Here is a 20,832-nt window from a genome sequence, read left to right on the forward strand (position 1 = left end):
AGCAACTGCCAATATCGTCATATAGAAAGCGGTGTGTTTGTGCAGCAACCGATTGCGGTACTCGACTCGGGCGTCGGTGGTTTAACGGTCGTTAAAGAGATGATGCGCCAGCTGCCCGGAGAAGCCATTGTCTATTTCGGTGATACGGCAAGAGCCCCGTACGGATCTCGGCCGCCGGAGGAAGTAGCCCGATTCACCCGTGAAATCGTCGATTATTTAACCCAATTTCATCCGAAAATGATCATTATCGCATGTAATACGAGTACTGCCTTTGCCCTTGACGATATTCGCCGGCTCGTTCAAGTGCCGGTAGTCGGTGTTATCAAACCGGGAGCAAGGGCGGCAGTCGGCCGGACGGTCAGCGGCTGCGTAGGCGTAATCGGCACGGAAGGCACCATTCGAAGCGGCGCATACGAGACGGCGTTGCTGGAGCTGTCCCCCGACGTTCGCGTCATCAGTGAAGCGTGTCCTCAGTTCGTCCCGCTTGTCGAACGCGGCGACTTCCGATCGCATGAGGCGTACAAAACGATCCGTCAATCGATCGGCCATTTGCGGATGTATCCCATCGACAGTCTGATACTTGGCTGCACGCATTATCCGTTTTTATCCGAAACGATTTCCGAGGTGATGGGCACTGGCATCAGTCTGATTAGCTCGGCGGAAGAAACGACGAGGGAAGCAACAAGCATTTTACGTCAATCGGGCATGCTCTCGGATGTCCGTATGCCTGTTCATCAGTTTTTTTGCAGCGGCAACCCGGATCTGTTTCAAACGATCGCCCGTCAATGGCTGGGCGAGCATATGGAGCTGAGGCCGATCGTATGGCGGGTTCCACAAATTTGTTAATTGCGATAGGATGCCCGTTATCTCGGCCAATCGGCTGGATAAGCGGGCATCCTTTATTTGTTCTTCTTTTCGACATTCGCCCGGCAAAAGGCAAGCTTCAAGGCTTCGTTGAAGATGCCAGACAACACAATAAACACAATAAGAACATTAGGCGATCGTCCCCACTTACCTCCATTCATCCGTTGCATGGACTCCGGCCATTCTGAATAGGCATAAAGGAGCGGATATATCGAGATGAGGTGAGGTGGAAATTTGAGCGAAAAAAACATTGGTCTCGCCAGCTATGGGTATCGGGCTATGATTGGGGATTGCATTCGATTGATTGGCAAGCGGTCTTTTGTGGAGGCGTATGCAATTGGACAATCTGTCATGGGACGGCCAATTGTCGCCTTGCGTTGCGGCAGAGGGCCTCGACGCGTTCATTTGAATGGCGCCTTTCACGCGAACGAATGGATTACATCAGCGTTGCTCATGCGCTATTTAGAGGATTGGTCCAGCGCTTGCGTAGAGGATAACGATTTAAATGGCCAGCGCGCTTGTCGGCTTTACGAGGAAACGTCGCTGTGGATCGTGCCGATGGTCAATCCAGACGGCGTCGATTTGGCGTTGTACGGCTTGCAGCAGACTCATCCGCATTACAGGCAGCTGTTGGACTGGAACGGGGGCTCGGACCAATTCGATCAATGGAAGGCGAACGCTCGCGGCGTCGACCTGAACGATCAGTTTCCGGCGCATTGGGAGGAGGAGCGCGAGAGGAGGGGAACGGCCGGTCCGGCGCCTCGCGATTATCCGGGGCCGTACCCTTTGAGTGAACCGGAAGCGCAGGCTATCGCCAATTTTACATCACTGCTGCAATTTGATACGGCGGCAGCGCTTCATACGCAAGGAGAAGAGATTTATTGGAATTATCGCGATTATGAGCCGGACAACGCATTAGAGCTGGCAGAGCGGCTGGGGAAGGCAAGCGGCTACAAGCCCGTTAAGCTGACGGGCAGCGACGCCGGCTATAAAGACTGGTTCATTCAGCAATATCGGAAGCCTGCCTTCACGATTGAAGCTGGCATGGGCAGCAATCCGCTGCCAGTCGACCATTTTGATGATATATATCGGTCGCTGCAGCCGCTGCTGACGGAATTGCTTGTGCTTCATCGGTAAGGCGGCAAAGCCGAAGGCGCCGCGCGTCAGGACGCAGCACGATGGCGGCGGTCGCACGCGAATTACCTCAATATGAACATCGGGCACGTCTATGCTATAATGGCAGCGAGGTGATGTGCCCGGTGCGTAAAATTTTTTCGCTGCGTCATTGGCGCAATACGTTCGTCCGCATTTTCGCTCTGCTCCGTTCGAAAGAAGTCTCCATCTTCGACAAGTTGCTTTTTCTCGTTCCGGTGGCACTCTATTGGGTATTGCCCGATGTGATGCCGCTGTTGCCATTCGATGACATCGCCGTGACGATGATAGCTGCGGAATGGTTTGCCCGGAGAATGGAGAAGAAGTATAATAAAATACGATGATGCCGAGGCATCTTGTTCGAATGATAAGAAGGAGCGGATACTATGAATTGCAAAATTTCGCGTAATGCTGCAAAAATATTAAAGCTTGAGCTGGACAAGCCGGAAAACGAAGGTAAAAAACTGCGCGTTTACGTGACGCATGCGCACGGCGACCATGCCCACTATGGTCTTGGAATTGACGAGCCTACAGAGAAGGATGTAGTCGTTTCCACAGACAAGGATATCGATGTTATTTTGGAAAAGGACAACGACTTTTTGGACGGCGTCCGCATCGATTATTTCTATGTGCCGGAAGAGGGCTTTGCCGTAACGAATCCTTCCAAAGGAAATCACGGCGAGCATTGATCGCTGCCTGCTAGCCGGCGGCTGAACGAACTTGATTGCAGATAGGAAGATAAAGATGGCAAACGATATACGTGTATGCGAGAAATGCAAGCATGTCAAGGTCAAATCGATCTTGCCGAAGCTGCAGCAAATGGCGCCCGACGCGGAAATACGCGTCGGCTGCAAATCTTATTGCGGGCCATGCGCCCGCTATGCATTCATTTTTATTAATGGCCGCTATATCAAGGCGGCGAACGAGGACGAAGCGATTGAAAAAGCGCGTCAGTATTTGAAATAGCGGAAGGCCGCGCGGCCGATTGCAGGACCAAGAGACTCAACAGCGATGTTGAGTCTTTTTTTAATAGCCAGGCAGCATCCCTTTATTTACGGTGGCACGGGTGAGCCGGGAACGACTTTCAAAATAGCTCCCAATGATTTGCATAAACTGAATCAAGTCGTCGCTTTTTTGGATGAAGCAGCTACATAAGCGCTGATTTCGGTTATGAACCGAAAATTTTATAAAAGAACGGGCGGATAACATGATGAATCGCCGAATGTATGCGGCCGCGTTTTCGTTTCTGTTTGTTTGCATTGTATTTGTACAACTCATTTGGCTTCCCGCTCCATTCCGCACTCCTTCCGGGCGATTGTGGATTGAATTGATCGACGACATGCTCTACGGAGTAGCGGTGCTGCCGCTGCTTGTTCTGATCGGAGCGGCGGCCGTTCTTATTCGGCCAGTCCACAAGACGGGTCGAGTGTTGATTGGCATACGCGCGTTAACTGCATTAGTGGCCGCAACGGCCATTCTGCTTGTGCTGAGCGATCCCGAAAGGCTGCTCGTTAACTTGGCTGCCGTCGCAGCTGCTTTGCTGCTGGCATTGATCGATGGGCTGTTCAGCGAAGCGGTCCTCGCCGGCCGCAGCCGTGGAAAGCGTCTTGGCTGGCCTAAGCGCGGTCTGATCTGGCTCGGTTCATCCGCCGTCTTATTCGCCGCTCTTCTTTACCCTGTACCGTATCGCGTGACGTATCCGGCGATGACGATCGCCATGAATCATTATGCACATGCTGAAGGAGGGGGTCAGGGCGGCAGCGTCAGCGGTGTGCTTGTATTTGAAAGGCCGGCCTTTCTTTCTGATTTTTTATATGGCAAGTTGTTTCCAGAGTACGTGTTCGAGCGAAAAAGCAAGAATGAACCGCCGCTGACAGAAGCGTATACGCAGGTTGTAGCCATGAAGACGGGGGCAGACGATATCGCTTCGGCTATTGCGATGCAAAAGGCAGGAATCGGCAAAGGCGTCTCGAGTGAAGGTGTTCTTGTTGCGGCTGTTGTGAAAGAAGGCCCTTCGTCCAAATCGCTGCAGGCGGGTGACGTTATCGTCAGCTTGAACGGCTCCGTCATTCGAAGTGTTATGGAAATGGTCTCGTACATGACGGAGAAGGTAAAACCCGGCGATACCGTAAATGTGGGCTTGCGCCGGAACGGCAGCGAGACGGCCGTCCGCGTTCCGACGGGCGAAGCGCAGACGGATGACGGCAAGCCGGGAAGGGCAGTGTTCGGCGTCTCGGTACAGGATGAGCTTCATGCCGATAAACCGCGCGGCGTCCACTTCAAGCATTATATTGCGCATATCGGTGGTCCGTCGCACGGCGCGATGCTCACGCTGGCGCTGATCGACCAACTGACGCCGGGCGGGGTGACGAACGGCGTGAACGTAGCAGGAACGGGTACGATAGAGCCTGACGGCTCGGTCGGCATGGTCGGCGGTATTCCGCAAAAAGCGTATGCGGTGTCGCGAACCGACGCTGATGTATTTTTCGTGCCGGCCGAGGCGTCGGACGAAGCACGAGCGGCGGCTCCTAAGCTGAACATTGTTCCCGTCCAATCGATCGACGATGTGCTGGACTGGTTGAAGCGGCATTCGAAGCAGATCGAATAGTTAGTTCAGCCGTATTGGTCAATGCGGCGAATCGGGAGGCTTTTAATTGTCGGGAGTGCAGCGTTTGAAGTTTGCTGGGTCAGCCCTGTTTATGGTCGGCCTATTCAAATGTGCTTGCAGGAATCGAGCGGCTTTCAATAAATTGCGGGATGAGATCATTGTTTACGATTTGATCCGATTTCGCCAGTTCCTCCGCAGCGGCCTCAACATAAGGAAGGCATTTGGCAGTGTCGATTATCTCGTTGTCCGATACGCTCCAGCACGCTCCATTAGCCGCAATGCCGTCGGAGGACGGAAGGAAGTAAAGCTTCCCGTCGGTGAAGGCCCCGTTGCGCTGAACGATCAGCTTACCATCGTTGCCGGATTTGTTTGCAGTGAGTAGCGGAGTTCCGAGCAGCGTTTGGTCGGCGGTAGAGATGCCGAGCAAATGAAGCAGCGTAGGCGTTACGTCCAGCTGACCGCCGACTTGCGTTTGCGTTCCTGCATAGGCTCCGTCGGGAAGGTGAACGATGAAAGGAACCTGCTTCAATATCATCTGGCGTTCTAAATCGTTCAGCGGCTGCTCCAGAAACCGTTCGAACAGCTCCCAGTCTTTGATCGAATTGTCATGGTCGCCGTACAAGGCGAAGATCGTCTTGTCCCACAAGCCCTTTTGTTTGAGCGATTCAACCAATTCGCCAAGCGCAGCATCCGCGTAATGAACAGATTGCAGGTAATCGCCCATCATAGTCCCTTCCAGTTCGCCAACTGCAAGCTTGCGCTCAGATTCCGGCATTGTGAAAGGGTGATGCGTCGAGAGCGTAATCATAAAAGCGTAAAACGGCTGCTGCTGGCCATCAATCCTGTCCATCGACTGGCGAAAGAACGAGCGGTCGCCGAGCGACCAGCCGATCGGCTCATCCAGCTCGAAGTGTTTTTTGCTGTAAAAATGGTCGTAGCCCATGCTAGGGTACATCGTATTCCGGTTCCAAAAACCTCCGTCATACGCATGATGAACCGTCGTCTCATAACCGTTGTCGCTCAGCGTCTGCGGCAAGCAGTTGAACGTGTGGCTCGCATACTGGATGAATACCGATCCGCTTGCGAGCGGTTGAAGCGAACAGTTGGCCAGGAAATCGGCGTCAGACGTTCGGCCTTGCGACGTTTGATGATAAAACTGGTCGAAATAGGCGCTCTCCTTCACAAGCCTATTTAAGTTCGGAGTAATTTCCTCGCCGCCGATTGAGCGATCGATCATGAAATTTTGCAGCGCCTCGACTTGGACAAGCAGTACATTGCTGCCCTTGTACGCACCGAAAGATGAAGCCTGTTCCAGATGATGCCTGCCGTCGGCTCTTTCCTCGGTCCATTGCCGTATCTCATCAGCGGCTTCCGCTGATACCTGCTCCGTGCCCAGCCAGTGCTGCTTAGCGTATCTGTACACGTCATAGCCGTGGAACCCGACGACTCCCGTCACATTGTACAGCGAGAGACTCCACCAATTATTTTCGAACAAGCCGATGGCCCAAGTCCGCCTCGCCTCGGAAATATGGCCGATGGCCATATTCGTACCCATTACACCGATTGCGACGCCAAGGGCGACGCGAACAGCCCATTGACGCCAGCCTGCTTTACGGCGATCTGCCCCGAACGTGTCGCGCAAATCGGCGCCTCCTCGCCAGATGGTGTATACCGCAAATGGGATCACGATAATCCAGTCGGCCAACAGCCAGAAATCAGCCGCTTCAAGCAGCGTTCCGATGCTTTCGCCGAGCGAATCGACCTGACTGGCCTGCATCAGCACCGGAACCGAAATCAAATCTTGAAAGTAACGATAGTAGATGATATCGGCGTACATCAGGAAAGAAAGCAGAACATTTACTATAGCAAGCGCTACAATGCGCCCGCGGGTTGGAAGCCAAATCGTCCAGAAGGAGACAATCCCGAGCGTCCCGGCGGCCACGTATTTGTCGTAATCATCCATTCGCATATTCGGGATATCGAGCAATTGATCAAACCATAAGATTTTTAGCATGATGACGATCCAAAATAAAAGCAAATCCACCGCTTTCAAACGCTCCAGCCACTCAAGCGTCGTCCGCATGACGCGCCGCAGCGGATTTTGCCGGACAGTTCCCCATTCCATCTTCTTAATTCCATTCCTTTCGTTCTAAGAGCTTGCCTTGCCATTGCCTTGCCAATCCAAACATCTCTACACTATAAACCTTGTGAACGTATCGTGCAAACGCTTTAAGTGCTGTCAAACTGCCCGGAAAGCGCCTTACAGAGGGAGAAAGCGGGTCTGAGTCGAGCCTCTGTAAGGCTCGAAAGCGCCTTACAGAGGCAGAAAGGTGCGTCCGAGTCGAGCTGTAAGGCTCGAAAGAGCCTTACAGAGACGAAAAGCGCGTCCGAGTCGGTCTGTAAGGCTCGAAAGCGCCTTACAGAGTCGGAAAGCGCGTCCAAGTCGGTCTGTAAGGCTCGAAAGCGCCTTACAGAGACGAAAAGTGCGTCCGAGTCGGTCTGTAAGGCTCGAAAGCGCCTTACAGAGACGAAAAGCGCGTCCGAGTCGGTCTGTAAGGCTCGAAAGCGCCTTACAGAGGCGAAAAGCGCGTCCGAGTCGGCCCGTAAGGCTCGAAAGCGCCTTACAGAGGCGAAAAGCGTGCTCGAGCCGAGCTGTAAGGCTCAAAGGAGCCTTACGGAGACGAAAAGCGCGTCCGAGCCGGCTCGTTAGGTTCGAAACCGTCTTACAGAGCCAAGAAACGTGCCCAAGACGAGCTGTAAGCTGGAAAACCGTCTTACAGAGCCAAAAAACGAGCCCAAGTCGAGCTGTAAGACGGAAAACCGTCTTACAGAGCCAAAAAACGTGCCCAAGACGAGCTGTAAGGCGGAAAACCGTTTCACAGAGCCGAAAAACGAGCCCAAGTTGAGCCGTAAGCCGAAAACCGTCTTACAGAGGCGAAAACCGGGTCCAAGTCGAGCTGTAAGGCGGAAAACCGTCTTACAGAGCCAAAAAACGAGCCCAAGTTGAGCTGTAAGCTGGAAAACCGCCTTACAGAGCCAAAAAACGAGCCCAAGTCGAGCTGTAAGACGGAAAACCGTCTTACAGAGCCAAGAAACGAGCCCAAGTCGAGCTGTAAGGCGGCAAACCGTCTTACAGCTCCGAAAACCGCACCGGGGTCAGTTCATAAGCCGGAGCCCTCTGCAGTTTCACGCCGATAGCATCAGTCTATCTACCTTTTTCCTCTCTCATACCTTCTGCAAGAGTAGTGAGCGCAAAAAAAAACGCCATGTCCGTCAACCGGTGGTTGCGGGCGGGGCGTTTTTAGCGGAAGTTCAACTTTTCAGCGCATTCCTGTTTATTTGCGTGGAGGCAATGGGCCGAAAAATTGGTAGAAATCGGTTTGGATGCGGCCGTTGAACAGTTTGCGTTTTTTATCGGCTGCGCGGGTGAAGTAATGCTCGATCGACTTCGTCGGCGTTATTGCGAAGAAGGACCAGGTTGGCAAGTGAAGCGATGACAGTCCCAGTTGGCGAATGGCCAGCTCCGCTTCGTTGTCGTCACCTAGCCGCTCTCCGTAAGGCGGGTTGGTAATAATGACGCCATATTCGCCTTGAGGCTTCATCTTCGCGACCGGCAGCACGCTTAGTTTAATTTCTTTGCTGAAGCCCGCTTTGCGCACGGCCGCTTCGGCGATCTCGATCGCGTACGGATCGATGTCGGAACCGGCAATTTGCAGCGGCACGTCATCTTTTACCGCATCGAAAGCTTCGTTGCGCGCTTCTTCCCAAAGCTCGTTCGACACGAGCGGCCAGCCTTCGCTGTTGAAGCTGCGGCGGAGACCCGGCGCGATATTCCATGCGATCATCGCTGCTTCGATCAGGATGGTGCCCGAACCGCAGAATGGATCATACAGCGGCCGTTCCGGACGCCAACGGCTAAGCTGGACGAGCGCGGCAGCCATTGTCTCGCGCAGAGGCGCCTCCGTCGATACTCGGCGATAGCCGCGTTGATGGAGACCAGCTCCGGTCGTATCAAGCGTAATGAGCGCCAGATCGTTCATCAGGGACACTTCAATGACGAACTTGCCGCCGTCCTCATGGAACCACTCGGTGCCGTAGCGCTCCTTCATTTTCTCAACGACCGCTTTCTTGACGATCGATTGGCAGGCGGGGACGCTCGTCAGCTGCGATTTTTGCGAACGTCCGTTGACTGGAAACTCGCCATCCTCTGGAATCCATTCCGGCCAGTCGATCGCTTTCGTGCCTTCGAACAATTCCTCAAACGTCCTTGCCGGAAACTCAGCCATTTCCACGAGCACACGGCCAGCCGTGCGAAGCCACAGGTTTGTACGGCAAATGTCGATGGGACTGCCTTGGAAACGGACGCGGCCGTTCTCTACTTTTAAATTGTCATAGCCTAGTTCTTTCAACTCGCGGGCGACGACGGCTTCAAGTCCCATCGGTGCAGTCGCGATCAGATTGATTGTGGTCATAAAGTGTTTCTTCTCTCCTTATATGCGAAAACGCAGTTGTTTCCTCGCGGTCAAAATCATACAATCAAGTATAGGACAAAGCGAGCTTGATTTACAAACTGAAATATTGGAGAGATTTGAAAGATGTCAACGATAGAAGAACAATATGCGGACGGTCTATACAGTGAGGACGCCGATCTTATCAGAACGAAGAAGGGGATTGCTGCTAAAGGAATGCCGGATATTTCGATCGCGGACGGCTACGGCAGACTGCTGACGATGCTCGTCTCGCTCCGCGGCGCGCGCGAAGTGCTGGAGATCGGCGCACTCGGCGGGTACAGCGGTATTTGCTTAGCAAGAGGACTAGCAAGCGGCGGGCGTTTAACCTCTCTCGAGCTAAAAGAAGAGTATGCGGAAACGGCGAAGGCTCATATGGAGGAGGCTGGACTCGGAGACGCGGTCGAATATCGGATCGGCGATGCGCGTGCCAGCTTAGAGCAATTGAAGGAAGAGGGAAGGAAGTTCGACTTCTTCTTTATCGACGCCGATAAGGAAGGATATCCTGTGTATCTGGACTACGCGATTGAATTAGGCAATCCGGGGGCTGTCATCATTGGCGACAATGTGCTGCTGCGAGGACGAACAACAAATCCGGACAAGGCGGGTCCGTCAGTATTGGCGGTACGCAGCTTCAACGAGCGAATTGCGAGTGACGAGCGGCTCATGAGCACTGTTTTGCCAGGCTATGACGGTCTTGCGATCGCCATTCTTAAAGGGAATTGAAGTGACAAGATCGGCGCGAGGTGATGAGTCTCTCACAAGCTGACGAATTATATGCGTGAGTTTCGTACCCGGTAGCGAATCCTGTATGGGATAACGATTCTTTCGACGTACCCGGTAACGAATACTGCATGGGCTAACTATTCTTTCGAGTGACAAAGCTCTGCGTGTGACGATAAGTTAAGCAAGATGATAAGTCCAGCATTGAATGAACAACTGCACGGAAAAAACAACTTAGTACTGTATACGACAAGCCATATACGTAATGGCTTGTCGTAATATGGGGTGCTCATCCCGTAAACGGTACTTAAAATATTCGTAAACAAAAGGACCTCGTTTCCGCCCATAAGCAGGCAGTGAGGTCCTTTTGTTATAAAAAAGGGTATCGTCGAAGTACATTGTACAATTCGCTGAATGGAGCGCAGAGTACTCATTGCACATGATTTTTCGGCTCAAAACCGAAATCAGAGCTTGACTTCTCAGTGCTTGACTTCAATGAAGAGGGAACGCTGCAGGTCAGAGGGTTCTTCCGATCGCTGTTAAAGCCCGATTCCTTTTCTTTTAATTAAAGTTCACAGTAGGAATCGGGTTTTAAATGCGACCATTATCGTTTCTCCAGACTCCCTCTGACCCTTCGCTTCTTCTTCTCCACTTCCGTCACGCACTGACTTTAAGTATGAGCCGATTTTTCATATAGCACGTCCAGCACTATTCCGTCCTACGCCCCGGTCCCGTCACCGTCACTCCCATCCTCCTAGCGCTCAGTACCGCTCTTGCGGTTTCGACGGACGAGGGAGTTCATCACCCAAACGGAATTGGCCAGCATTAGCGTCCCGGACATTAGAAACAGCCCTTTAATGCCGATAAAGCCGGATAAAGCACCTCCTGTAATCGGGCCGATCATATTTCCGAGGCCGAGCGCGCTGCTGTTGAAGCTGTATGCGCGCGACTCCATGCCGCTCGGCGTATACTTGCGAATAAGCGCGTTGACGCTTGGCGCGAGGCCGCCGAGAAAAATGCCGAGCATGAAGCGGGCGAGCAGCAGCTGCCAGACTGCGCCTGCCAACGCCTGCGGAACAAAGCTGAGCGCCGCGCCGATCAAAGAGACGGCCAATATGCGTTCCGACCCGATCCGGTCGCTCAGCTTGCCGAGCAGCGGAGACGCCATCATGTTGGATAAGCCGGTCACTGAGCCGACGAACCCGGCTAACAAGGCGAGATTCGCCATCGAGCCGTGCAGCTCTTGCACGTAGAGCGGCATTAGCGTCATCGGGCTCAGCATCGCGAATTGAATCAGAAACGTCACGGTATAGAGAGCCGTTAGTTGCGGAATACGGCTCAGCTTGCGCAGCCCCTCGATAACCGTTTCGTTCGGCAAAGCCGCCGCTTTGGATCGGTCAAACGATTCTTTTACGACGAACATAGCCAGCAAAGAAGCGGCGAAAAGCAGCGTGCCCGTTATGTAAAAAATAGGACGGAAGCCGACCGCGTCTGCAAGCAAGCCGCCGATAAAAGGTCCAAGAATCGTACCGGCGATGCCGCCCGATTGCAGCGTTCCCATTGCAAAGCCTGTCCGTTCCTTCGGCGTCGTTGCCGACACGAGGGCGACGGACGCCGGATTGAAGCCCGATATGGTGCCGTTCAGCATACGCAGCAAAAGCAGCTGCCAAGGGCTTGTTGCGAAGCCCATCAGCGTCATGACAGCGGCCATGCCGAAGCCGGAACGGAGCAGCATCATTTTCCTTCCGTAACGGTCGGACAGCTTGCCCCAAATGGGCTGAAAAATAAAAGATGTAACGAAATTGCCGGCGAAAATAAAGCCTGCCCAGATGCCGATCTCATGCTGATCACTAAGGCCGAGGTCGAATTGCAAGTAAAGCGAGAGAAAGGGCACGATCATCGTCATGCCGGCGTTGACGAGAAACTGCCCAAACCATAAGACGATGAGATTTTTTTTCCACTGTTCCATGTACGCTAGTATATCACAAATTTCAATATCCTCGGTTTCAGGCCTTCGCTGCGCGGCCGGGACGGATTGTCATACTATTGTCATAGGAACAGAACGGCTTAAGGTTGTTAGGGCAATTGAAAAAGGGCATAATGGAAAATAAGGACAAACTATCAGGAAAAGAGGAACGGCAGATGAGCTATAACGACCGTTTCATTCGGGCTTGCCGGAAAGAAACAGTAGATCGCGTGCCGGTATGGTATATGCGCCAAGCCGGGCGTTATGATCCAGAGTATCGTAAAATTAAAGAGAAGTATTCGTTGCTCGAGATTTGCAAAATACCCGAGCTGGCGGCGGAAGTGACGATGATGCCGGTTCGCAAGCTGGGTGTTGACGCGGCCATTTTATATTCGGATATCATGAATCCGGTCGCATCGATCGGCATTGATTTCGATATCGTAGCGAATATCGGACCAGTGATCGCCAACCCGATCCGATCCGCAGCGGACGTGGGAAAGCTTAAGCCGATCGACGTCGAGGGCGATCTTAGCCATGTGCTGGAGACGATTCGTATTTTGGATCGCGAGCTGGACGTGCCGCTCATTACGTTTGCTGGAGCACCGTTTACGATCGCCAGTTATCTGATCGAAGGACGGCCTTCCAAAAACTATTTGCGGACGAAAGAGCTGATGTACAGCGAGCCGAAAGTTTGGCATGCGCTGATGGAGAAGCTGGGTGACATGGTCATCGCTTATTTGCGTGCCCATATGGCATCCGGAGGAAAGGCGTTCCAGTTGTTCGACAGCTGGGTAGGCGCGTTGTCGCCGGCCGATTTCCGCCGGTTCGTATTGCCAACCATTGAACGGATTTTTGACGAGCTGTCCGATTTACGGCAGCCTAAAATATATTTCCCAGGCGTCAGCTCGGGCGAACTGCTGCCTGAGCTTGGAAATGTGAAGGCCGATGTGATTGGTCTCGATTGGCGTGTTCCGATCGCCGAAGGACGCAGACGTTTGAACGGCGCTTACGCGGTGCAGGGCAACCTTGACCCGACGGTGCTGACGGCGCCGATGAGTGTCATCGAATCGTATGCGGCGGAAATTATTGACCAAGGTCTCGAGCAACCGGGCTTCGTATTCAACCTTGGCCATGGCCTGTTCCCGGAAGCTTCGCTTGAGAAGCTGACGGAGCTGACGGCATTTATTCATTCGTACTCGGAGAAGCGGATCGCTTCGCAAAACGGAAAGGAGCAAACCCATGTCTGACCGATTGAACGAAGGGAAAATCGGCGTGCTGGTCATGTCCTACGGGACGCCGCAAAGCCTGGACGACGTCGAATCCTATTACACGCATATTCGCCGGGGCCATCCTCCAACGGCGGAGCAGCTTGAAGAGCTGAAGAGCCGTTACGAAGCGATTGTCGGCGGCGTCTTTCCGTTGCGGGAGAATACGGACAGCCAAACGGCCGGCTTGCAAGACAAGCTGGAGCAGCTTGCTCCAGGCCGTTATGCCTGCTATCAAGGGCTGAAGCATGCAAGCCCTTATATCGAGGACGGAGTCGAGAAGATGGCTGCAGACGGCATTAAAGAAGCAGTCGGCATCGTGCTCGCGCCTCATTATTCGACGATGAGCGTCGGTTCTTATATTAAACGTGCGCAGGAGCAAGCGGAGAAAAGCGGCGTCTCAATGACTTTCGTGCACCAGTATCATTTGCATCCGAAGCTGCTTCAAGCGATTACGGAGCGCGTAACGGACGGACTGAAGCGTTTGGATGCGACTTCTAGCGGCGCGCGTCCATATAAAGTGCTGTTCAGCGCGCATAGCTTGCCGGAGAAAATCCGCGAGCTTGGCGACCCTTACGAGCAGCAGCTGTTGGAAACTTCTGCAGCAGTTGCGAAAGCGGCAGGACTTGCTGACAGCGATTGGCAGTTCACTTGGCAAAGCGCTGGACGGACAAGAGATCCTTGGCTCGGTCCGGACATTTTGGAAACGATGGAGCAGTTGGCGAAGGAAGGCGTGCAAGCGATGCTCGCGGCACCGGTAGGTTTCGTCTCCGATCATCTCGAGGTGCTGTACGACCTGGATATCGAGGCGAAGGCGGAGGCCGCCAAGCTTGGCGTATCTTTCGAACGGATTGCAATGCTGAATCGCGATCCGCTGTATATGGAGACGCTCGCGGAGTCGGTAATTGAAGCTTCACCGGCTGTCGCGTCACGATAAGATAGTCTAGAGGAGATGGATTTCAATGCGGAGAAACAGTGCTGTGGAGCGAATAGTCATTATTGGCGGAGGCCTCAGCGGACTGAGCTCCGCTTTTTATTTGCAGCGGGAAGCGGAGCGGCAAGGACGGGCGATTCAGTTAACTATTGTGGACGGCGCGCCTGCCCTTGGCGGAAAAATCAATACGCTGCAGCGGGACGGCTTTGTCATTGAAAGGGGACCGGATTCGTTCCTGACCCGGAAGCTGCCGATTCTTGAGTTGGCGAAAGAGCTTGGTATCGAGGACGAACTGACCGCCCAGAACAAAAGCGGCAAGCAGGCTTATATATTAAAAGGCGGGCAACTCCATCCCATGCCGAAGGGACTTGTACTCGGCATTCCGACCGATCTCGACGCTTTCCTTGCGAGCGGGCTTGTATCTGAAGAGGGCAAGCGCAGAGCGCTTGAAGATTTAGAGCTGCCAAGCGACGCGCCGGAGGGCGACGAATCGCTCGGCGGCTTTTTATCGCGGCGTCTTGGTTCCGAAATTATGAAGGATATTTCCGAGCCGCTGCTGGCGGGCATTTACGCCGGCGATTTGAATAAGCTGAGCATTCAGGCGACGTTTCCTCAATTCGCCGATGCGGAGCGGGAGCACGGCAGCCTTATTCGCGGCACTCAAATCCAGCAGCGGGAGAAGGCGAAGCAGCCTCAGTCCGAGCTGTTGGCAGACATGCCGCAGGACATTCGCGAGAGTGTGTTTCTCAGCTTCAAGGGCGGCTTGTCGACGCTTGTCCGCGCTTTGGACAGCGCCTTAGAGAAGGCGGAACGTATACTCGGCTCATCAGTGTCGGCGATAGTCAAAAACGAAAGTGACGGAAGCGAAGCGCAGTATACAGTAGAGCTGGATTCGGGCGAATTGCTGCTCGCCGACCACGTAGTCGTGACGACGCAGGCTTTCCAAGCCGCAAAGCTGATTGCACCGCTTGTCGACGCTTCTGAATTAGAGACGATTGATTACGTTTCTGTCGCGAACGTTGTGATGGCTTTCGATAAAGACAAGTTTGGCGTGACGTTTGACGGCTCTGGTTTTCTCGTACCGCGGTCTGAGGGGTTGCGGATCACGGCCTGCACGTGGACGTCGACTAAATGGCTGCATACGAGTCCGGAAAATAAAGTGCTGCTGCGCTGCTACGTCGGCCGCGCGGGTGACGAATCGGCGGCGTATTTGCCGGACGATGAGCTGAAGCGGGCGGTATTGGAAGATATCCGCAAGACGATGGGTATCGAAGCAGAACCGCTTTTTACCGAAATTACGAGGCTGCCTCGCTCCATGCCGCAATATCCGGTCGGTCATCTGGACAACATCCAGCGGCTTCGCAGTCGTCTGGCCAGCGAACTGCCTGGCGTGTGGGTGACGGGAGCGGCTTTCGGCGGTGTCGGTCTGCCCGATTGTATCCGGCAAGGAAAAGAGACGGCGCTAGCGGCGCTGGCCGCTCCGTCCGTTCCACAAGAATAGAGATGAAATTTTAGCATATTGATGGGAACCTTGCTATAATGGAAAAGACTTTCTTTCATAAAGGAGCCGAATCCATGTACGTATCCCGTTCCGAATCTCGGCAGCAAGATAGAAAAAGGCGCAAAAGAAGAATGAGGCGTCTTCTGACACTGAATTTGTCTATGCTGGGTGCAATTATTATTTTATTGGCAGTGTGGTTCTTTATATTGGACAAAGGGAATGAAGATTTGCCGCTTGGACAAGATGGCGGCGGTAAGCCATCCCAGTCAGCGCAGCAGGGCGGTGAACCCGGCGACGATGTCTCGAAGGATGATGGAAATCCGTCCGCTGGCAATGGGGATGAAGAGGCTCCAGAAGGCAATCAAACCGGCAATCCGGCGGAAGGCTCGGAAGGAGCGACTGACGACGGCGGTTCAACCGGTTCTACAGGCAAAGGGACAACGGACGGCGGCTACGACGATAGCGAGAAGGTTCGTCTATCCTTCGTCGGGGATATATTACTCGGCGCTTCGGTTGGTGAATTGCTGCAAAAGAACGGCTACGATTTTCCTTACGCGGAATCGAAGCTTTATTTGAGCGAACCTGACGTTATGGCGGGCAACTTGGAGTATCCGGTCACGCACCGCGGAGTGCCGGCGGAAGATAAAACGTTCGTGTTCAAAGGGACTCCAGAAGCGCTTCCAGCGTTGAAAAACGCCGGCTTCGACGTGCTTAGCTTGGCGAACAATCACACGCTCGACCAAGGCGTGGAAGGTTTGCTCGATACGATGGGGCATTTGGACGAGGCTGGAATCGCCCATATGGGAGCAGGCAACAACGACAAAGAAGCGTACAAACCCGTTATCCGCGAGGTTCGCGGGGTGAAGATCGCCTATATCGGACTAAGCCGAGTCGTGCCGAAAGTGTCCTGGAAGGCGGATAAAAACAATCCGGGCGTAGCAGAAACGTATGATGTGACGAGAGCGATAGCTGCGATCAAAGATGCGAAGGAGCGGGCCGATATCGTTGCTGTTATGGTGCATTGGGGCGTCGAAAAAGCGGATAAGCCTGAAAAATATCAGCGTGATGACGCTCGCGCATACATCGACGCCGGGGCCGATCTCGTTATCGGCAGCCACCCCCACGTGCTGCAAGGCTTTGAGACGTATAAAGGCAAATGGATTGCATACAGTTTAGGAAACTTTATTTTTAGCGTGTATCCGAAAGGGAGATCGGGGGATACCGGCGTATTGGACGCGGTTTGTACGCCAAAGGGAGATTGCGAGCTGCAATTCCATCCGATGTATGCGGATATGGCGCAGCCAAAGCCGATGGCGGCGGATAAAGGAGCGGAGCTGTTGAAGCAGCTTACGCAGCTTTCGTTCGGCGTGAAGCTGGGAAGTGACGGCAAGCTTTCCCCTGTAAAGTAACGGATACCGGGAAGGGAGCAGCCGCAATGAGAAACCCGTGCGTTGCGCATCGAGGCTGGTCTGGCCGGGCGCCGGAAAATACGATGGCCGCTATTCGCCTTGCCATTGAGGAGCCGCGGGTCGAGTGGGTGGAAATCGACGTCCAGCTGTCGAAGGACAGCGTGCCGGTCGTCATCCATGATTACAAGCTGCGGAGGACGACGAATGGACGCGGCCTGGTCAAGGATTGGACGGCCGAGGAGCTGTCCGCGCTCGATGCCGGAAGCTGGTTTTCTCCTCGTTACAGGGGTGAGCGGATTCCGCTCCTGGAAGAGGTGCTGCAAGAAGGGTTCGGACGAATTGGCCTGAATATCGAGCTGAAAACGGACGGTATCCGCTATCCGCATATCGAAGAACGAGTCTGGTCGCTGGTCAAAGCATATGGCGCGGAAAATGACGTAGTCATCACTTCTTTTCACGCGGGGGCGCTTCACACGATGCGCAGTTTGACCGATGGAGAAGCACGGACCGGGCTTATCGTCGACAAGTGGAGGGAATCGCTGATTGCCGAGCTACGCGGCACGGATTCCGATTTCTTGTCCATCGAATACGGCAAGCTGAAGCCAGAACGTATTAATCGGTTAAAGGAAGCGGGCATTCGCACGATGGCGTGGACACCGAACGAGGTGCGAGCCATTCGAAAAACAGCAGCGCTGGACCCGGATATTATGATTTGCACCAATTATTTGGATCGTTGGCAGGAAGCGCTGGCTGGAATAGCCGTGCGCTAATGCAAAAAAACGCAGTCAGAGCCGGTCGTCTCTCCACGCTTAGTGTGATGGAGCGGTGCGTTGGCAGTGATTCATACGCCAGAAGGGATGAAGGGTAGCAATGGTTGGAATTATCGACGAGTGGTGGCTGCGTCTCCTTATTGGCGTTATTGGCGCCGGTTTGGCGGCTGCCGCCGCCTATCGAGCCCGGGCGCTATCTGGCTCAGGCGCGCTTTCGGCGTTGGCCATGGGCGCTGGGTTTATCGCGCTTGGCGAACCGATTTGGTTTGCTTGCCTCATTGCTTTTTTTATTTCATCGACGGCATGGTCGAAATATAAGAAAAGACATCGAGCCAAAGCGCAAGCGGAGGCGAACTATGAGAAAACCGGCCGTCGCGACGCCGGTCAAGTATGGGCCAACGGCGGAATCGGTCTGGCGCTATGCGCGGCGGACGCCATATGGCCTTCGGCCGGCTGGCTGTATGCCTTTATCGGCGTGATGGGAGCAGTCAATGCCGATACTTGGGCGACTGAGATTGGCGCTTTGAGCCGCTCAGCGCCTCGTTCGCTGCTGTCGGGCAAGAAGGTTGCCGCAGGCACGAGCGGTGCAGTTACAGCGCTCGGGTCTGCCGCAGCGTTCGCAGGAGCCGCGTTCATTGGCCTTGTCGCAGCTTGGCTCTGGCCAACGGAGACGACGTCTGCAAGCGCAGCAGCGGTTGCAGTTGTCGCTGCGCTGGCGGGTTTCGCCGGCTGTTACGCCGATTCGCTGCTCGGTGCGACCGTTCAAGCGATGTACCGCTGCCCGAAATGCGGAGCCGAAACAGAACGCACCGTTCATTGCGGTACAAAGACAGTACCTCTTAGAGGAATAGCCTGGATGAATAACGACCGGGTGAATATGCTGTCATCGCTCGCAGCGGGCGCGATCGGCTGGGCGCTTGGCTTGTTGCTGATTGGCTAACGGTTAATGGCGATAGAACTGTCAGACAAGAACTTCTTTCAAAAATTGGATCAGACTTAAAATCAGTGATTGACTAAAAGTAGGGAGCAGTGGAGGGGCAGAGGGATTCTGGAGAAACGGCAGTGGTCGCTTTTAAAGCATGATTCCTACCGCAAAACTCTATCCAAAACCCTCTGACCCGCAGAGCTTCCTCTCACTTTAAGTCATGCACTGATTTCGGTTTTGAGCCCAAAATAAACAAGAAAGCCCCTGCCAGGGCCGTTCGACGGACGATGATGTCCGGCGAAACGGTTCCGACAGGGGCTTTTTTTCACGCTTGCTATTATTTCGTCAGCTGTTCCATTTGTTCAATCAGACTTTCGAATACGCTCATCGCTTGCTCGATCGGTTCAGGCGAGGACATGTCGACGCCCGCTTTTTGCAATATATTGATCGAGAAGTCGCTGCCGCCGCTCTTCAGGAAGCCAAGATAGCGGTCGACGGCTGGAGCGCCTTCGTCCAATATTTGCTTCGCAAAGCTAGTCGCTGCTGAGAAACCGGTCGCGTACTTGAACACGTAGAAGCTGGTATAGAAGTGAGGAATGCGTGCCCATTCCATTTCGATTTCTTTATCGATGACCATCTCTTTGCCGTGGTACAGCACGTTCAGATCATAATAAATTTTGCTTAATTCCTGCGGCGTCAGCGACTCACCGGCTTCAGTCCGCTCGTGAACGATTTTCTCGAACTCGGCAAACATCGTTTGACGGAAGACGGTCGTCCGGAATTGGTCCGCGTAGTACGTAAGCAGGAACATTTTTTCTTTTGGATCAGTCGACTTGTTCAGCAAATAGTCCATCAGCAGCGCTTCGTTCGTCGTCGACGCTACTTCCGCTAAGAAGATCGTATATTGCGCGTCGCGGTAGCTTTGATTATGGTCCGAGTAGTACGAGTGAAGAGCGTGGCCCATCTCGTGCGTCAGCGTGAACATGCTGTTCAAGTTGTCTTTATGGTTGAGCAGCACGTAAGGATGGGTGCCGAATGCGCCCCAGCTGTAAGCGCCGCTGCGCTTGCCTTCGTTCTCGTATACGTCGACCCAGCCGTTGTCGAAGCCGTCCTGCAAAGCGCCCAAGTAGTCTTCTCCAAGCGGCTTCAAGCTTTCTTTTACCGTCGCTTTCGCTTCATCGTACGTAATGTTCATCTCGAATTCGTCAACGAGCGGAGCGAACAGATCATACATATGAAGCTCGTCGACGCCAAGCAATTTCTTGCGAAGCTTCATATAGCGATGCATCAGCGGCAGCGACTTATGAATCGTATCAATCAGATTGGTGTAGACCGTTGTCGGAATGTTGTCGCCGTACAACGACATTTCCAATACCGAAGGGTACTTGCGGGCGCGCGCATAAAAAACATTTTTCGTTACGTTCGCGTTAAGCGTCGAACCGAGTGTGTTTTTCAGCTTGCCGTATGTATCGTACATCGCTTTAAAAGCATCCCGGCGCACTTCCGGCTTGGCGCTCTCCAGAAATTGAATGTAGCGGCCGTGCGTTAGCTCGACTTCCTCGCCTTTATCATTTTTCACTTTCGGGAATTTCAGATCCGCGTTGTTCAGCATGTTGAAAATCGTTCCCGGTGCGGAGCTGACGTTGCCAACTTGCGCAAGCAGCGCTTCTTCGCTTTTCGATAAAATATGCGCTTTCTGGCGACGCATTTCCTCGAGCGTATGGCGGAACGTTGCGAGCTCCGGATCGGCAATTAGCTCATCCAGTTTGTCATCGGACAGCGACAACACTTCCGGCGTAATGAACGAAAGGGCCTCGCCTGTTTCGACGCTAATTTTTTTCGATTTCTCGGACAGCGACTGAAACTCGGGTTCAGCCGTATCTTCATGATGCTTCATATTGGCGTATACATAAAGCCGTTCCACATGGAGGGAAATTTCGTCCTCAAGCTCGAAGCATGCTTTCAGCTGCTGGGCATCGCTCAGCTTTCCTTCGAAGGCCGATACTTTCTTCATTAAAGCTTTCGCTTCGTCGTATTCTTTGTCCCAGGCCGCTTGGTTAGGGAACAAATCCTCCAGCTTCCAGCGAGTCTCGACAGCGGATTCGGAACGTTTCGGTACTTGATTCATGGTACTACTCCTCCTCGGTACGGATAATGGTGCGGCTTGCTTGGAGCTAGGGGCGGCGTGCGGATAGGAAGCGGCCGCT

General features: G+C 53.6%; 17 protein-coding genes. 13 read left to right on the forward strand and 4 right to left on the reverse strand.

The window, feature by feature from the left end:
- Positions 1-39 precede the first annotated feature (39 nt).
- From murI to ACFVTB_RS10995, 6 genes are all read left to right on the forward strand, one after another.
- Positions 40-846 carry a glutamate racemase gene (gene murI, locus ACFVTB_RS10970; RefSeq protein ID WP_387748390.1) on the forward strand — a complete coding sequence of 269 codons (807 nt, stop codon included), beginning with the start codon at positions 40-42 and terminating at the stop codon, positions 844-846.
- Between the two features lie 252 nt (positions 847-1,098).
- Positions 1,099-2,001 (forward strand): M14 family metallopeptidase, encoded by a 903-nt coding sequence (locus tag ACFVTB_RS10975; protein WP_387748392.1) that lies wholly within the window; start codon positions 1,099-1,101, stop codon positions 1,999-2,001.
- Positions 2,002-2,114: 113 nt separating this feature from the next.
- Positions 2,115-2,360, forward strand: coding sequence for a hypothetical protein (locus tag ACFVTB_RS10980; protein WP_387748591.1), 246 nt, complete (start codon positions 2,115-2,117; stop codon positions 2,358-2,360).
- 42 nt (positions 2,361-2,402) lie between these two features.
- Positions 2,403-2,705: an iron-sulfur cluster assembly accessory protein gene (locus ACFVTB_RS10985; protein WP_387748394.1), complete on the forward strand. Its 303-nt coding sequence runs from the start codon at positions 2,403-2,405 to the stop codon at positions 2,703-2,705.
- A gap of 55 nt (positions 2,706-2,760) precedes the next feature.
- Complete coding sequence (locus ACFVTB_RS10990; RefSeq protein ID WP_387748396.1) at positions 2,761-2,982, forward strand: YuzB family protein; 222 nt, start codon at positions 2,761-2,763, stop codon at positions 2,980-2,982.
- Between the two features lie 241 nt (positions 2,983-3,223).
- A complete protein-coding gene (locus ACFVTB_RS10995; RefSeq protein ID WP_387748398.1) occupies positions 3,224-4,624 on the forward strand; it encodes a PDZ domain-containing protein in 1,401 nt (466 codons plus the stop codon).
- Positions 4,625-4,724: 100 nt separating this feature from the next.
- Here ACFVTB_RS10995 and ACFVTB_RS11000 read toward each other — a convergent pair whose 3' ends face one another.
- Both ACFVTB_RS11000 and ACFVTB_RS11005 read right to left on the reverse strand, forming a co-directional pair.
- Positions 4,725-6,749: an LTA synthase family protein gene (locus tag ACFVTB_RS11000; protein ID WP_387748400.1), complete on the reverse strand. Its 2,025-nt coding sequence runs from the start codon at positions 6,747-6,749 to the stop codon at positions 4,725-4,727.
- A gap of 1,210 nt (positions 6,750-7,959) precedes the next feature.
- On the reverse strand, positions 7,960-9,096 hold the full coding sequence (locus ACFVTB_RS11005; protein ID WP_387748402.1) for a THUMP domain-containing class I SAM-dependent RNA methyltransferase: 1,137 nt from the start codon (positions 9,094-9,096) through the stop codon (positions 7,960-7,962).
- A 123-nt stretch (positions 9,097-9,219) separates the two neighbouring features.
- Here ACFVTB_RS11005 and ACFVTB_RS11010 point away from each other — a divergent pair, with 123 nt between their 5' ends.
- Entirely contained in the window at positions 9,220-9,858 is a 639-nt protein-coding gene (locus ACFVTB_RS11010; protein WP_387748404.1) for an O-methyltransferase, read from the forward strand.
- 751 nt (positions 9,859-10,609) lie between these two features.
- Here the strand turns inward: ACFVTB_RS11010 and ACFVTB_RS11015 are convergent.
- Positions 10,610-11,824: an MFS transporter gene (locus tag ACFVTB_RS11015; RefSeq protein WP_387748406.1), complete on the reverse strand. Its 1,215-nt coding sequence runs from the start codon at positions 11,822-11,824 to the stop codon at positions 10,610-10,612.
- Positions 11,825-11,997: 173 nt separating this feature from the next.
- Between ACFVTB_RS11015 and hemE the strand changes: the two genes are divergently transcribed.
- The 6 genes from hemE to ACFVTB_RS11045 all read left to right on the forward strand — a co-directional run bounded on the left by hemE (position 11,998) and on the right by ACFVTB_RS11045 (position 18,640).
- Entirely contained in the window at positions 11,998-13,068 is a 1,071-nt protein-coding gene (gene hemE, locus ACFVTB_RS11020) for a uroporphyrinogen decarboxylase (protein ID WP_387748408.1), read from the forward strand.
- Positions 13,061-14,023 carry a ferrochelatase gene (hemH, locus tag ACFVTB_RS11025; protein ID WP_387748410.1) on the forward strand — a complete coding sequence of 321 codons (963 nt, stop codon included), beginning with the start codon at positions 13,061-13,063 and terminating at the stop codon, positions 14,021-14,023. Before hemE ends, hemH begins: the two co-directional genes overlap by 8 nt.
- Before the next feature lie 25 nt (positions 14,024-14,048).
- Positions 14,049-15,521 (forward strand): protoporphyrinogen oxidase, encoded by a 1,473-nt coding sequence (gene hemG, locus ACFVTB_RS11030; RefSeq protein WP_387748412.1) that lies wholly within the window; start codon positions 14,049-14,051, stop codon positions 15,519-15,521.
- A 131-nt stretch (positions 15,522-15,652) separates the two neighbouring features.
- The gene (locus ACFVTB_RS11035; protein WP_387748414.1) at positions 15,653-16,930 is read left to right on the forward strand and encodes a CapA family protein; all 1,278 of its coding nucleotides are present in this window, start codon (positions 15,653-15,655) and stop codon (positions 16,928-16,930) included.
- 26 nt (positions 16,931-16,956) lie between these two features.
- Positions 16,957-17,700 (forward strand): glycerophosphodiester phosphodiesterase, encoded by a 744-nt coding sequence (locus tag ACFVTB_RS11040; RefSeq protein WP_387748416.1) that lies wholly within the window; start codon positions 16,957-16,959, stop codon positions 17,698-17,700.
- Positions 17,701-17,800: 100 nt separating this feature from the next.
- Positions 17,801-18,640: a DUF92 domain-containing protein gene (locus ACFVTB_RS11045; RefSeq protein WP_387748418.1), complete on the forward strand. Its 840-nt coding sequence runs from the start codon at positions 17,801-17,803 to the stop codon at positions 18,638-18,640.
- 322 nt (positions 18,641-18,962) lie between these two features.
- On the opposite strand, the gene pepF is transcribed toward ACFVTB_RS11045, so the two are convergent.
- Positions 18,963-20,753 (reverse strand): oligoendopeptidase F, encoded by a 1,791-nt coding sequence (pepF, locus tag ACFVTB_RS11050; protein ID WP_387748420.1) that lies wholly within the window; start codon positions 20,751-20,753, stop codon positions 18,963-18,965.
- Between the last annotated feature and the right edge of the window lie 79 nt (positions 20,754-20,832).

It is taken from the genome of Paenibacillus sp. NPDC058071 (assembly GCF_042885235.1).
Lineage (GTDB): Bacteria > Bacillota > Bacilli > Paenibacillales > Paenibacillaceae > Pristimantibacillus.